The sequence below is a fragment of the Streptomyces sp. NPDC111507 genome (assembly GCF_055638955.1).
This window is the reverse complement of sequence record NZ_JBVKBU010000007.1, coordinates 173577-186767: the sequence shown is the minus strand read 5'-3', so window position 1 is coordinate 186767 and position 13191 is coordinate 173577. Positions and strand designations below refer to the sequence as shown.

At 70.6% G+C, this 13191-nt stretch carries 10 protein-coding genes and 1 pseudogene; 7 read left to right on the top strand and 4 right to left on the bottom strand.

Annotated features, from left to right (window positions below):
• Positions 1-40: 40 nt before the first annotated feature.
• From ACZ7M2_RS27950 to sthA, 3 genes are all read left to right on the top strand, one after another.
• The gene (locus tag ACZ7M2_RS27950) at positions 41-1378 is read left to right on the top strand and encodes a GntT/GntP/DsdX family permease (protein ID WP_352047118.1); all 1338 of its coding nucleotides are present in this window, start codon (positions 41-43) and stop codon (positions 1376-1378) included.
• A 42-nt stretch (positions 1379-1420) separates the two neighbouring features.
• Complete coding sequence (locus tag ACZ7M2_RS27945; protein WP_471597612.1) at positions 1421-2755, top strand: enolase C-terminal domain-like protein; 1335 nt, start codon at positions 1421-1423, stop codon at positions 2753-2755.
• 82 nt (positions 2756-2837) lie between these two features.
• Positions 2838-4241: a Si-specific NAD(P)(+) transhydrogenase gene (gene sthA, locus ACZ7M2_RS27940; RefSeq protein ID WP_352047119.1), complete on the top strand. Its 1404-nt coding sequence runs from the start codon at positions 2838-2840 to the stop codon at positions 4239-4241.
• Between the two features lie 94 nt (positions 4242-4335).
• Here the strand turns inward: sthA and ACZ7M2_RS27935 are convergent, their stop codons facing one another.
• Complete coding sequence (locus ACZ7M2_RS27935) at positions 4336-6906, bottom strand: FtsX-like permease family protein (protein ID WP_471597611.1); 2571 nt, start codon at positions 6904-6906, stop codon at positions 4336-4338.
• Complete coding sequence (locus ACZ7M2_RS27930) at positions 6906-7676, bottom strand: ABC transporter ATP-binding protein (protein ID WP_471597610.1); 771 nt, start codon at positions 7674-7676, stop codon at positions 6906-6908. Before ACZ7M2_RS27930 ends, ACZ7M2_RS27935 begins: the two co-directional genes overlap by 1 nt.
• Before the next feature lie 311 nt (positions 7677-7987).
• On the opposite strand from ACZ7M2_RS27930, the gene ACZ7M2_RS27925 reads away from it, so the two are divergent.
• Both ACZ7M2_RS27925 and ACZ7M2_RS27920 read left to right on the top strand, forming a co-directional pair.
• Positions 7988-9292, top strand: a complete 1305-nt coding sequence (locus tag ACZ7M2_RS27925) for a sensor histidine kinase (protein ID WP_471597609.1) — start codon at positions 7988-7990, stop codon at positions 9290-9292.
• Entirely contained in the window at positions 9261-9932 is a 672-nt protein-coding gene (locus ACZ7M2_RS27920) for a response regulator (RefSeq protein ID WP_471597608.1), read from the top strand. Before ACZ7M2_RS27925 ends, ACZ7M2_RS27920 begins: the two co-directional genes overlap by 32 nt.
• A gap of 82 nt (positions 9933-10014) precedes the next feature.
• On the opposite strand, the gene ACZ7M2_RS27915 is transcribed toward ACZ7M2_RS27920, so the two are convergent.
• The gene (locus tag ACZ7M2_RS27915) at positions 10015-10629 is read right to left on the bottom strand and encodes a TetR/AcrR family transcriptional regulator (RefSeq protein ID WP_471597607.1); all 615 of its coding nucleotides are present in this window, start codon (positions 10627-10629) and stop codon (positions 10015-10017) included.
• A gap of 256 nt (positions 10630-10885) precedes the next feature.
• Here ACZ7M2_RS27915 and ACZ7M2_RS27910 point away from each other — a divergent pair, with 256 nt between their 5' ends.
• Entirely contained in the window at positions 10886-11656 is a 771-nt protein-coding gene (locus ACZ7M2_RS27910; protein ID WP_471597606.1) for an SDR family NAD(P)-dependent oxidoreductase, read from the top strand.
• Positions 11657-11867: 211 nt separating this feature from the next.
• On the top strand, positions 11868-12569 hold the full coding sequence (locus tag ACZ7M2_RS27905) for a DUF6215 domain-containing protein (RefSeq protein WP_471597605.1): 702 nt from the start codon (positions 11868-11870) through the stop codon (positions 12567-12569).
• Between the two features lie 173 nt (positions 12570-12742).
• Here ACZ7M2_RS27905 and ACZ7M2_RS27900 read toward each other — a convergent pair.
• A pseudogene (locus ACZ7M2_RS27900) lies at positions 12743-13016 on the bottom strand (RNA polymerase subunit sigma-24); the annotation flags it as partial.
• Between the last annotated feature and the right edge of the window lie 175 nt (positions 13017-13191).

The following is a 13191-nucleotide window of genomic DNA, read 5'->3' as shown; positions in this document are numbered from 1 at the left end:
CCCGTCACCCGGTCCAACCAGTTCAAAGGGGAACTGAGACGTGCCGCTCCTCGTAGTCGGGATCAGCGTGCTGGTCCTGCTGCTGCTCATGACCAAGTTCAAACTGAACGGCTTCGCCGCCCTGCTGCTGGTGGCGGTCGGCGTCGGTCTGGTCCGTGGGATTCCGCTGGAGAAGATCCCGGACGTCCTCTCCGAAGGCATCGGCGGCCAGATCGGCGACACGATGCTCACCATCGGGCTGGGCGCGATGGTCGGCCGTGTCATGGGGGATTCCGGCGCCGCCCAGCGCATCGCCGGCAAGCTCCTCGACGCCTTCGGCCCGCGCGGCGTCCAGGTCGCCATGGTGGTGACGTCGATGCTCATCGGCGTGACGATGTTCTACGAGGTCGCGTTCATCATCATCGTGCCCATCGCGTTCACGCTGGTACGTGTGACCGGCGCGAAGCTGCTGTGGGTCGGGCTGCCGATGTCGATCGCCCTGTCGACCATGCACAGCTTCCTGCCGCCCCACCCCGGTCCCACCGCGGTGGCCGCGACCTTCCACGCGTCCGTCGGTCTGACGCTGTTCTACGGCCTGTTCATCGCCGTCCCGGTCGGCGCGCTCATCGCCCTGGTGTGGCCACGGCTGCCGTTCATCAGGGCGATGAATCCCTCGATCCCCCCGGGCCTGGCCGGCGAGCGGGTCTTCGAGGACGAGGAGATGCCCGGGCTCGGCTGGTCACTGGGCGTGGCCCTGTTCCCCGTGGTGCTGATCGCCGGCGCCGCCGTGACCGACATGGCCACGTCCGGTTCGAGCCCGTTCCTGCACTTCGTCGCCTTCATCGGATCCGCGCCGATCGCACTGCTGCTGACGCTGCTGCTTGCGGTCTGGGCGTTCGGCCCGCGCATCGGCCGGAGCCTCGCGGAGGTCAGCGCCTCCTGCAACTCCGCCGCCCAGGCGATGGCCATGATCCTGCTGGTGATCGGTGCCGGTGGCGCCTTCAAGAACGTCCTCGTCGAGGGCGGGATATCCGACTACATCAAGGACCAGACGCACGGCTGGTCTCTCTCGCCGATCGTCCTCGCGTGGCTCATCGCGGTCATCCTCCGGGTGGCACTGGGCTCGGCGACGGTCGCCGTCGTCACGGCCTCCGGCGTGGTGCTGCCGCTCCTGGCGGGCGGCGGGGTACACCCCGAGATGATGGTGCTCGCCGTCTGCTGCGGTTCGATCGCCTTCTCCCACGTCAACGACCCCGGATTCTGGCTGTTCAAGGAGTACTTCGACCTCTCGGTCGTCGAGGCGATCAAGGTCCGCACCACATACACCACCGTGCTGGCCGTCCTCGGTCTCGGCGGTGTCCTGGCGGTCGAGTGGGCCCTCGACGTCCTCAGCCTCTGACCACGGCCCCTGTCACCCCCGTACCCAAGGACTTTGAGACGTATGAGCAAGAGTCAGCCGACCGTCACCGCCTTCTCCGTCTACCCGGTCGCCGGCCGGGACTCCATGGAGCTGAACCTCTCCGGCGCGCACGGCCCCTACTTCACCCGCAATGTCGTCGTCCTGACGGACTCCGAGGGGCGTACGGGTCTCGGTGAGGTCCCCGGCGGGGAGAAGATCACGCGGACCCTGCGGGATGCCGAGTCCCTGGTCGTCGGAGCGAAGGTCGGTGACTACAAGCGCGTGCTGCGCGAGATCGGTGACCGTTTCGCCGACCGCGACGCCGGTGGGCGCGGCGCCCAGACCTTCGACCTGCGGACCACCGTCCACGCCGTCACCGCGGTCGAGTCGGCGCTGCTCGACCTGCTGGGGCAGCATCTCGACGTACCTGTCGCGGCGCTCCTGGGCGACGGACAGCAGCGCGACTCCGTACGGGTCCTCGGCTATCTGTTCTACGTCGGTGACCCCGGCCGCACGGAACTGGAGTACGTCCGCGAGCCGGACGCGGCCGAGGACTGGTACCGGATCCGGCACGAGGAGGCCCTGTCGCCGGAGGCGATCGTCCGGCAGGCCGAGGCGACCCACGACCTGTACGGCTTCCGGGACTTCAAGCTGAAGGGCGGTGTCCTCGCGGGCGCAGAAGAGGTCAAGGCCGTACGGGCGCTCAAGGACCGCTTCCCCGAGGCGCGGATCACCCTGGACCCGAACGGCGCATGGTCGCTGCGCGAGGCGATCGAGCTGTGTACGCCCCTGGTGGGCACGCTCGCCTACGCGGAGGACCCCTGCGGAGCCGAGGGCGGCTACTCCGGTCGGGAGATCCTGGCCGAGTTCCGCCGCGCGACAAGTCTGCCGACCGCGACCAACATGATCGCCACCGACTGGCGGCAGCTGACCCATGCCCTGGCCCTGCAGTCGGTGTCCATCCCGCTGGCCGACCCGCACTTCTGGACCATGCAGGGCTCGGTGCGGGTGGCGCAGCTGTGCAACGCGATGGGGCTGACCTGGGGTTGCCACTCGAACAACCACTTCGACATCTCACTGGCGATGGTGACGCACTGCGGGGCCGCGGCTCCTGGCGCGTACAACGCCCTGGACACGCACTGGATCTGGCAGGAGGGTCTGGAGCGCCTGACCGTCGAACCGCCGCGCATCGTCGACGGGGAGATCGCCGTGCCGGACGCGCCCGGTCTCGGTGTCCGGCTCGACAGGGAGCGGCTGCTGGCGGCCCACGAGCTCTACCAGGAGAAGGCGTTGGGGGCGCGTGACGACGCCGTCGGGATGCGCTACCTCGTCCCCGGCTGGGAGTTCGACAGCAAGCGTCCATGTCTGGTGCGTTGAGCCACTCTCATTTCCGTCGTGGGACCGACTGTTGTCCATTCACCCTTCCGGGTGAGGACTTCGGCCTGACAGACTCCGGAGGGTGCGCGACTTCGACATGCTTGTCATCGGATCCGGCCCGGGTGGTCAGAAGGCCGCCATCGCCGCGGCCAAGCTCGGCCGCCGGGTCGCCGTCCTCGACCGCCCCGACATGGTCGGCGGGGTCTCCATCCACACCGGGACCATCCCTTCCAAGACCTTGCGCGAGGCGGTCCTCTATCTCACCGGCCTCACCCAACGCGATATGTACGGCCAGAGTTACCGCCTCAAGGAGGACATCACCGTCGCCGATCTGACCGCGCGCACCCAGCACGTGGTCAGCCGCGAGGTCGACGTCATCCGCAGCCAGCTGTCCCGCAACCACGTCTCGCTGTTCGCCGGCACCGGCCGCTTCGTGGACGACCACACGGTCGCCCTGGTCGAGGCGAACGGCAACGAGAAGCTGCTGACCGCCGAGCACATCGTGATCGCCACCGGCACCCGGCCGGCGCGTCCCGCGAGCGTCGCGTTCGACGGACGCACGATCATGGACTCGGACAACGTTCTCAACCTGGAGCGGGTGCCGCGCTCCATGGTCATCGTCGGGGCCGGGGTGATCGGCATGGAGTACGCCTCCATGTTCGCGGCCCTCGGCAGCAAGATCACGGTGGTCGAGAAGCGGGCCGCGATGCTCGACTTCTGCGATGTCGAGGTGATCGAGTCGCTCAAGTACCACCTGCGGGACCTCGCCGTCACCTTCCGCTTCGGGGAGACGGTCGCCGCGGTCGAGCATCATCCCCGGGGCACTCTCACCGTTCTGGAGAGCGGCAAGAAGATCCCCGCGGACACCGTGATGTACTCCGCGGGCCGGCAGGGCCTCACCGACGAACTCGACCTGGACAAGGCCGGGTTGTCCGCCGACCCGCGCGGCCGCATCAAGGTCGACGAGAACTACCGTACCGAGGTGCCGCACATCTACGCGGTGGGCGACGTCATCGGCTTCCCGGCGCTGGCGGCGACCTCGATGGAGCAGGGCCGTACGGCCGCGTACCACGCCTTCGGCGAGCCGGTGCACCCGATGCACGACCTCCAGCCCATCGGCATCTACACCATCCCGGAGATCAGCTTCATCGGGCGCACCGAGGACCAGCTCACCGAGGAGTGCGTACCCTTCGAGGTCGGCATCTCCCGTTACCGGGAACTGGCCCGAGGCCAGATCATCGGTGACTCGCACGGCATGCTCAAGCTCCTGGTGTCCCCGGACGACCGCAAGCTGCTCGGCGTGCACTGCTTCGGCACCGGGGCCACCGAGCTGATCCACATCGGGCAGTCCGTGATGGGGTGCGGCGGTACGGTCGACTACCTCGTCGACGCGGTGTTCAACTACCCCACGCTGGCCGAGTCCTACAAGGTCGCCGCCCTGGACGCCACCAACAAGATCCGCCAGATAGACCGCCTGAGGGACTGACCACCGCCAGGGCCCCGCAAGGCCCGTATCGAGGTCCAGCACGGGCGAGGCCCGGGATGCCTTGTGAGGCATCCCGGGCCCGCTCACGCCGAGGTCATTCCTTCGCACCGATCGCCTCGACCGGCCGGATCCTCAGCAGCATGCGCGTCGGCAGCATCGTGCCCGCCGCCGCGAGGGCCGCCGTCGCGCCGGCGATCGCCAGGTAGCCGAGGCCGGGTACGGCCGGGACCGGGGTGCCGCTCACCGCCATCGACACGAGGACGAGCGGGAACGCGGAGAGCAGGGTCCCGATGCCCACCCCGGCCGCGATGACGATGACGCTCTCCCGCCGCATCATGCCCACGACCTGCCCGCGGGCCGTGCCGGACAGCCGCAGCAGAGCGAACTCGCGGCGGCGCGCGGCCGTACTCATCGCCAGCGTGTTGACGACGGTGATCGCCGTGTAGGCGATGATCACGCCGACGACGAGGTAGTTGACCCACGCGTTCGCGCGTTGTTCCGCGAGCTGGTCGTCGACGGCGAGGCCGTCCCGGAGCACCGTGCCGGGGTAGGCCGCGGCCAGGTGCGACAAGGCCGGGGTCAGGTCGGGTGCCGAGGGAGCGGAGCGTACGAGGACGGACTCGTCGACCTTGCCGGTGGTGTGGGCGAGCAGCAGGTCGTGGTCCATGGTCACGTCGGTGAATCCGAACCCGCGTTCGTACACGGCGACCACCTTGGCCCGCAACGGGGTGCCGTCGCCGAGGTGGAGCCGGGCGGTGTCCCCGACGCCGAGCCCGAGCCAGGAGGCCGTGGTGGTGCTGATCGCCACGGTGTCCCGCGACAGGGCCTTCATGTTCCCTTCCCGCGGCCGCAGATCGAGGGCGCTGCCGAGCGCCCGGGGATCCACGCCCTGCGCGCTGAGCGAGACGGGCTCCTGGGCGCCCAGCATCTTGCCGAGGGCGACGACCTTGGACCTGACCAGTCCGGTGGCCGACGCCACCTGCTTCATGTCCCTCACCTTCTGGGCGAGTTCGGGTGACACTCCGGACGGCGCGGTGAGGACGTGGTCGGCGACCAGCCCGGCCCGCAACTGGTCGGCCGACTCCCTGAGCCCGGTGGTCTGCGCGAAGACGACGGTCGACGAGAAGGAGACGGCGAGCACGAGCGGGGTGATCGCGCCGGCCAGCCGGGCCACGTTGGCCCGGGTGTTGGCCGCCGCGAGGTAGCCGGTGACACCGGTCCGGTTCAGCAGCGGGGCGAGCAGGCGTACGGCGGTACGGGAGACCAGCGGGCCGAGGACGGCGACCGCGACGACGAGAACGAGGACGAGGGAGTTGGCGAGCCCGACGAGGGTGAAGAAGTCGGCGTCCTGTGCCAGCCCGGTGACGAAGATCCCGGCCGACAGCACGAGCAGCACACCGCCGGTGATCCGGCGTCCGCGGCTGAGCCCCGGGGTCTCCACGGCGGCCTCGCCGAGCGCCTCGGTGGGCCGGATCCGCGTCGCGCGATGCGCGGCGGACAACACCGCGACCAGCGCGGTCAGGACGGTGACGAGCACCGCCGCGAGAAAGGGCAGGGGGCTGAGGGCGAGCCCGAAGTCCGAGGGCACGATGCCGTGTCCGGCGAACCGGTCGCGCAGCCCGTACACGAGGAGCAGACCCGCCGGGCAGCCGACCACTCCGGCGAGCAGGCCGGTGGCGGCGGCCTCGGCGGCGACCATGCGCCGGATCTGGCCGGGGGTGGTGCCGATCGCGCGCAGCAGGGCGATCTCCCGGCGGCGGTGCCGGATCGACAGGGACGTGGTGGCGTACAGGACGAACACGGCGACGAGCAGGACGTTGCCGCCGATCGCGGCCGCCAGGACGACGAGGTTGGAGCCGCTGACGGTGACGTCGAGGAACTCGGCCCGTCCGCGCCCGTCCCCGGTGTGCACGGCGAGGGTGTCGTCGTGGAGCGTGGACTGGATGGCGTCGGCGAGTCGGTGCGGTGACGCACCGGGCGCGGCGAGGACGCCGAAGGCCTGGAAGGAGGCTCCGGGAACCGACCGGCGCAGGGTCGCGTCGGCCAGGAACGCCACGGACCGGCGGGGGGCGCCGCCGCCCTTCAGGGCGACCAGTCCGGCGACCCGGAAGGTACGGGGCACCGAGGTGGTCATCAGGCGGATGTCGTCGCCCGGGCGGACGTCCGCCTGCGCGGCGAGTTCGGTGTCCAGGACGATCTCTCCGGCGGCGCGGGGCGCGTGACCGGTGGTCAGCCGGAAGTCGCCGAGGCCCAGGCTCGACCAGTTGTGTGCCTCCGCCCCCGCGCCATGGTGTCCCGGCACCGGCTGCCCGGCATCGGTCACCAGCCGCACCGGGGCGCCCACGTCCGCGATCACCGCCTTCACTCCGTCCACGCCGGTGATCCGGTCGGCCAACGAGGCCTGCAGCGGTACGCGTTCGGGCAGCGGCTGGGACTCCTTCACGGTCGATCCGTCGAGGTCCTTGAAGGTCAGTTCGACCTCCTGGCGGCCCGCGACGAGGACATCGGCAGCCGCGTACCGCTCGGCGGAGGATCCGGCCCGTATGCCCGACTCCAGCAGGATCCCGCACGCGCTCAGGACCGCGGCGCCCAGCAGCAGGGCGACGAAGGTGCCGACGAAACCGCCCTTGCGGGCCTTGAGCGTCAGCAGGGCGAGACTCAGCATCAGGCGGCCCTCCGCAGGCCGGCCATGACGTCCGCGACGCGGTCGGCGCTCGGCTCGGCCAACGCGTCGACGAGGTGCCCCGCGCTCAGGAAGAGCGCGTGGTCGGTGTGTGCGGCGGCCACCGGATCGTGGGTGACCATGACCACCGTCTGATGCAGATCGGTGACCGCCTGCCGCAGCAGCCCCAGGATGTCCCGTGCGGTCTCCGGGTCGAGCGCCCCGGTCGGCTCGTCGGCGAAGATCACCTCGGGCCGGGTGACCAGGGCACGCGCGATCGCCACCCGCTGCTGCTGGCCGCCGGACAGCTGGGCGGGGAAGCGCGCGAGCCGGTCGCCGAGGTCGACGGCCTTCACGATGTGGTCGAACCAGCCCTCGTCGACCTGCCGTCCGGCCAGCCGCAGGGGCAGCGTGATGTTCTGCTCGACGGTCAGCGAGGGCAGCAGGTTGAACGCCTGGAACACGAAGCCGATGCGGGTGCGCCGCAGCTCCGTGAGCCGTCGCTCCTTCAGCGTCGACAGGTCCTGTGCGCCCAGCCGGACCATGCCCGAGGTGGGCCGGTCGAGGCCTGCCGCGCAGTGCAGGAAGGTGCTCTTGCCGGATCCCGAAGGGCCCATCACGGCCGTGAACGTGCCGGGTGCGATGCCCGCGCCGACCTTGTCGAGCGCCAGGACGGCCGAGGGGCCGTCGCCGTACCGCTTGGTCACGTCCGTCAGCTGCACCGCGTACCGGCCGTCGGCCGGCCCGTCCGGTTGTTGGCTCCAAGACCGCACTGTGACTCCTCGACTTCTCACATTCCGGCTACTCAAGTCCCGGCTTCTCGCACGGCGTTCCGTGAGTGGTGCTCCCAGTCCAGCGGCGGCAACGGGCCGCGGCCTCGGCCACACCGTCGAACCGTGGTCTCCGCCGGTCGGGCGAGATCTCCGATGCCCTCCGCCGTACGGAGGAGGGCAGGGTCTCCTCGCGCCGCCGGTCGCGCGGGCGCCTCCTCCTTGCGGAGGATGCCGCCGCGGAGGAGACCGGCGGCGCGCTCTCACCCTCAGGGCAGATCAGGGCGCCGGGTGAGCCGTCTACCGTGGGGCGCATGGACCTGATGGACTCGTTCGCCGGGCGCCGTGTGCCCCCGGCCGTCACCGACGCGGGTCTGGCCCTGCTGCTCATCGCCGGATGCGCGGCCACGCCGCTGGCGATCCCGCCCGGCGGGCCCGAACTGCGTTCGCCCGACGCCTGGTTCCTGGTGCTGGTGCTGGTGTCCGCGCTGCCGCTCGCCGTCCACCGCCGGTGTCCGCTGCCCGCGCTGCTGGTGATGTCGGCGGCGGCCGCCACGCTCCAGGGCCTCCATTACATCCCGCAGCTCTCCGGACCCGAGGGCACCTCCATCGGACCGACCTACGTGGGCGTGGCCACGGGCGTGTTCCTCACCGCCGTACGGTCGACTCCCCGTGCGGCGACCCTGGTCGTGGCGGTGCTCATCCCGGCCGCGGCCGTCACCGAGTCGCTGCTCGCGCCGGCCGGGTACCGTGTCACCACCCTGCTGATCGAGACGGTGCTGCTGGTCGCCGCGTGGGCGCTGGGCCGGCTCTCCAGGGCTCGCGCCGCCATCCGGAACCAGGCGCTGGAACGGGCCGCGGCGATCGAACGCGAACAGGTCGCCAACGCGCGCGCCGCCGTGATGGAGGAACGGGCCCGGATCGCCCGCGAGTTGCACGACATCGTCGCCCACAACGTCAGTCTCATGGTGGTGCAGACCATCGCCGCCGACCGGGTCCAGGACCGCGACAGCGCCAAGGCCCACGAACTGCACGGCACCATCGAGGAGACGGGACGGGCCACTGTCACCGAGCTGCGCAGGCTCCTTGACGTGCTGCGGACCGACGAAGAGGCGGAGAGTGACCCGAACAAGGAACCGCCCCAGCCCACCGTCGACGCTCTGCCGGCGCTCGTGGAGTCGGTGCGCGCCGCCGGTCTCCAGGTCGAGTTCGACACCAGGGGAACCCCCGCCGAGCTCCCGGCGGGTTCACAACTCGCCGTCTACCGCGTCGTACAGGAAGCCCTCACCAACACCCTGAAGCACGCCGGTCACACGCACACCGCGCTGACCGTCTCCTGGGAGCCGGAGCGGCACCGACTCACCGTGCGGCTCTGCGACGACGGGCCGCGGCAGGGCGGCGAGACATCGCGGCCGCCCCTGCCGACGAGGGGTTCCGGTCACGGTCTGGTCGGTATGCGGGAACGGATCGGCGCCGTGGGCGGCTCCCTGCACACCGGCAACCGTCCGGGCGGCGGATACTGCGTCCACGCCGTCGTCCCGCTCCCCTCCCCCGAACCCGACCCCCAGCACGAAGGGCACTCCCCGCATGCAAGCCATCCGCGTCCTGCTGGTCGATGACCAGCCCATGATCCGGACGGGATTCCGGCTCATCCTCGAGGCCGAACCGGACATCGTCGTCGTCGGTGAGGCGTCGGACGGCGTCGCCGCCGTCGAGAGCGCCGAGGCCCTCACCCCGGACGTCGTCCTGATGGACATCCGGATGCCGCACATGGACGGTGTAGAGGCCACCCGCCGGATCGTGGGGGCGGGTTCGCCCAGCCGGATCGTCATCCTCACCACCTTCGACCTGGACGCGCACGTCGTGGACGCCCTGCGCGCCGGGGCCAGCGGTTTCCTGGTCAAGGACGGTCCCGCCGACTCCCTGGTGGGCGCCATCCGTACGGTGGCCGACGGTGAGGCGGTGCTCTCTCCGCGCGTCACCCACCGGCTGCTGGACCGCTTCGCCCACCTCGCCGCGCCCGCGACGCCGACCGTGCCGACGAAGCTCGACGCCCTGACCGGGCGCGAACTCGACGTGCTGCGCGCCCTCACCCGTGGTCTGTCCAACGCGGAGATCGCGCTCGAACTCGGCGTGGGCGAGACCACGGTCAAGACGCACGTCGCCCATATCCTGGAGAAGTACCAGCTGCGCGACCGCGTCCAGGCCGTGATCCTGGCGTACGACTGCGGCCTGGTCGTCCCGCGTGGAACGTCCTGACGGGGGGGCACGGGGAGCGGGCGCCCGGCCATCGAGTGGCATGCCCGCGTGATCACCGATCGCGGACTGGGGAGCGCCGCGGTCAGCGTGGGCCGGTCCGGTCCGCCGTCACGCGCAGGTATGCGATACCGGTGTCGAGCGCGGCCTTCAGGTGGGTCGAGTCACCCGTGGACATCATCACCGACACACCTCCCTGGACTCCGGCCAGCAGTGCGGCGGCCGTCGTGTCGACGTCGAGGGTGGGCGACACCAGGCCACGCGCCCTGAGCGCGCGCATGCCCTGGGCGAGTTGCTCCTGCCACTGACGCATCAGCTCGGCCACGATGGCCCGTGCGCCCGGCCGGGATCGCCCGACCTGGAGGAACAGGGACCCCAACGGGCATTGATCGCCCTGGCGTTCATACCGCTCCACGACCGCGTCCCGCCACTGGTACCAGGACTCCCAGGAGTCCAGACTCCCCAGATGCGGCTGCTGGTCCTCCAGGACCCGGTCCGCCTCGAACTGCGCCACCGCCAGCAGTAGTTCGTCCTTGCCTTCGGGGAAGTAGTGAAAGAGCTGGCTCTTGCTCGTACCGGTCCGGGCGCGGATGTCGTCGAGGGTGGTGAAGGCGACACCCCTTTCGCGGAGCACCTCGGCGGCACCCTCGATGATGCGGGCCCGCGTGGCCCGGCCTTTCGTGGTCGGCGCGTGCGGCATGGTGCGCTCCCTCCATCCCTGGACCGGCGTACTGAACCGACTCATTTGACTGGCTCGCTGGACGTGGTCACCGCTGATTCGCCGCTGACTCACTGGACCGATGAGTCCATTTTACGTCCTCGCGGCGCCCCGGACTGGACTTGCTGGTCCATTTTTGCCGCTGCACAGTGGGTCGCGCGGTTCAGCCCACTGGTGGACCGCCGTACGGAGCCGGTCGGCCTGCCCGGCCGCGGAGAGCGGGACGAGGGACCACATCATGGGTGAACGACTGCACAACAAGACCGCGCTCGTCACGGGGTCGACGAGCAACATCGGGCGGGCGATCGCCGAGGCGTTCGCCGCGGAGGGGGCCCATGTCATCGTGTCGGGGCGCGATCGGGAGCGGGCGGCCCGGGTCGTCGAAGGTATCCGCGCCGCCGGCGGACGGGCCGATTTCCTCGTGGCGGATCTGGACGGCAGTGCCGGGGCCTCCCGGGACCTGGCCGAGCGGGCACGCGGGCCCCTCGGCGGGCGCATCGACATCCTGGTCAACAACGCCGGTATCTACCCGGGTGACGTGACCACCGCCACGGACGAGGAGGCGTTCGACCGGGTCTACGCGGTGAACGTCAAGGCACCGTTCTTCCTGACCGCCGCCGTCGCACCGGGCATGGCGGAGGCCGGAGGGGGCAGCATCATCAACCTCGGGTCATGGGTCGCGCGCCTGGGTATTCCGGTCGGCGCGCTCTACAGCTCCACCAAGGGAGCCATGGAGACCCTCACCCGGGCATGGGCCGCGGAGTTCGGGCCGCGGGGAGTACGGGTGAACGCCATCTCGCCGGGCGTGATCCTCCCCCGCACCGCGGAAGGGAGCGAAGCGCACCCCGGCGAGATCATGATGAAGGGGACACCGGCCGGCGAAGTCGGCAGCCCGGACGCCATCGCGCGCGCCGCCGTCTGGCTGGCCGGTGACGAGGCCTCCTTCGTGCACGGATCGGTGGTGGACGTCGACGGGGGCCGCGTGGGTGCCGCCGTCATCGCCGCGTGAGTCACCGCACGCGATTCCCGTCGCTCCACGGCAAGGGCGTTCACGGACCGGCTTGATGTCCGTGGCCGGAGTCGCACGGGCGCTTTGTCGGGCACGACCCGGCCCCGGTCGGGCCCGGCATGCGCGGCGGACAAATGTTCGGGACCAGCATCGCGATCACCGGTTAAGCTCCCCCAGCGCGCGTCGGGCGCGGACCAACAGGGTGGGGGACATGACCGAGGATTTCGCCGAAGCCAAGCAGGGCCCGAACGCATGGGCCCAGGCCATCGCGGCGGTGGTGGTGGTCGGTGGGCTGGGGGCCGGACTGTTGGTACTGCAGGGGGTCTCCGAGCAGAACTCCGGTGACAGGGGCCCGGCCACCTGCTCCTCCTCGAAGGCCACGCAGGCCACGAAGGACACCGGGTCGTCGAGGCACGTCTCCGGAGCCCAGCTGTGCACGGCGCTGAACCGCTCGGACCTGCCGGCGCTCCTCGGAACCCCGGCAGAGCAGGCGGAGACGGCCGGAGGCAACGAGAGCTCGGTCAAGCTCGCCGGCGGCACCGAGATCGCCACCCCCGAGGCCACTGTCACGCTGAAGACCTACTCGGTGAAGATCTCGGCGTCCTACGACCATCTCCCGGTCGCTCAGATGGCCGACCTCCTCAACACCGCGCAGAAGAGAACGGTCCTGGGACACCCGGCAGTCCTCTACTCGGACCGGACCATCGCCATCACCTTCAACGGCGACGGCAAGACCGACACCGGCCCTGGCGGCATCGCCCGCAGCCTGCTGGTCGCCCAGGACTCGAAGGACGGCGGCGGCTCCTACGAGATCGCCATCTGGCGCCAGGACTCCGTCGTGCCCGACGATGCGGCACTGCTCAGCGTCGCCGAGAGCGTGCTGCCGACGATCCCGGGCTGGGTCAACGGCTGACCCGGCACGCACCGACCACGCCGAAGGCCGGCCCCCTCGCTCTCGGGGTCTCCCCCTTCGACCAGGCGGCCTCCCTGCTCGGCGGGTCCCCCGCGGCCCCGGAACTGCGCGCGCGGCACACCCCGCGCCGGACACGGCACTTGATACCCGGGGGGCCGTTCCACCACCGGTCTTCATCGCAGGGTGAGCGGGGTCTCGGATGCGACGCGGGTCAGCTTCTCCGGGTTGCGGACGTAGTAGAGGCCGGTGATGCGGGCGTTCTCGACACGGACCGTCGACCTCGCCGTCCAGGCGTAGGACGAGTGCCGGGTTGCCATTGACCACGGTGGGGTCACTTGTGAGCGTGCCTTCTACCTTGCCGGTCCCGCCGACAATGAAGCGGACCACCTTCTCGGCACCGCTGATCGGCCGCAGCGCGGCCTGCTTGACGCCACCGCCCTCGCTCACTTCGGTGTTCTCTGTCATGGCGTCTCCTTCGTTTCCGGGGGTTCGGCCTCAAGACACCGCGGAATCGATCGCCGTGACAGCATGTGAGGCAGGTCACTCCACAGACCCCGCTCGCACCGCGCCCGGCGGAACCGGAGGAGGGGTGGCAGTCGTCTCCTCAGCGATCAAGCTTGAG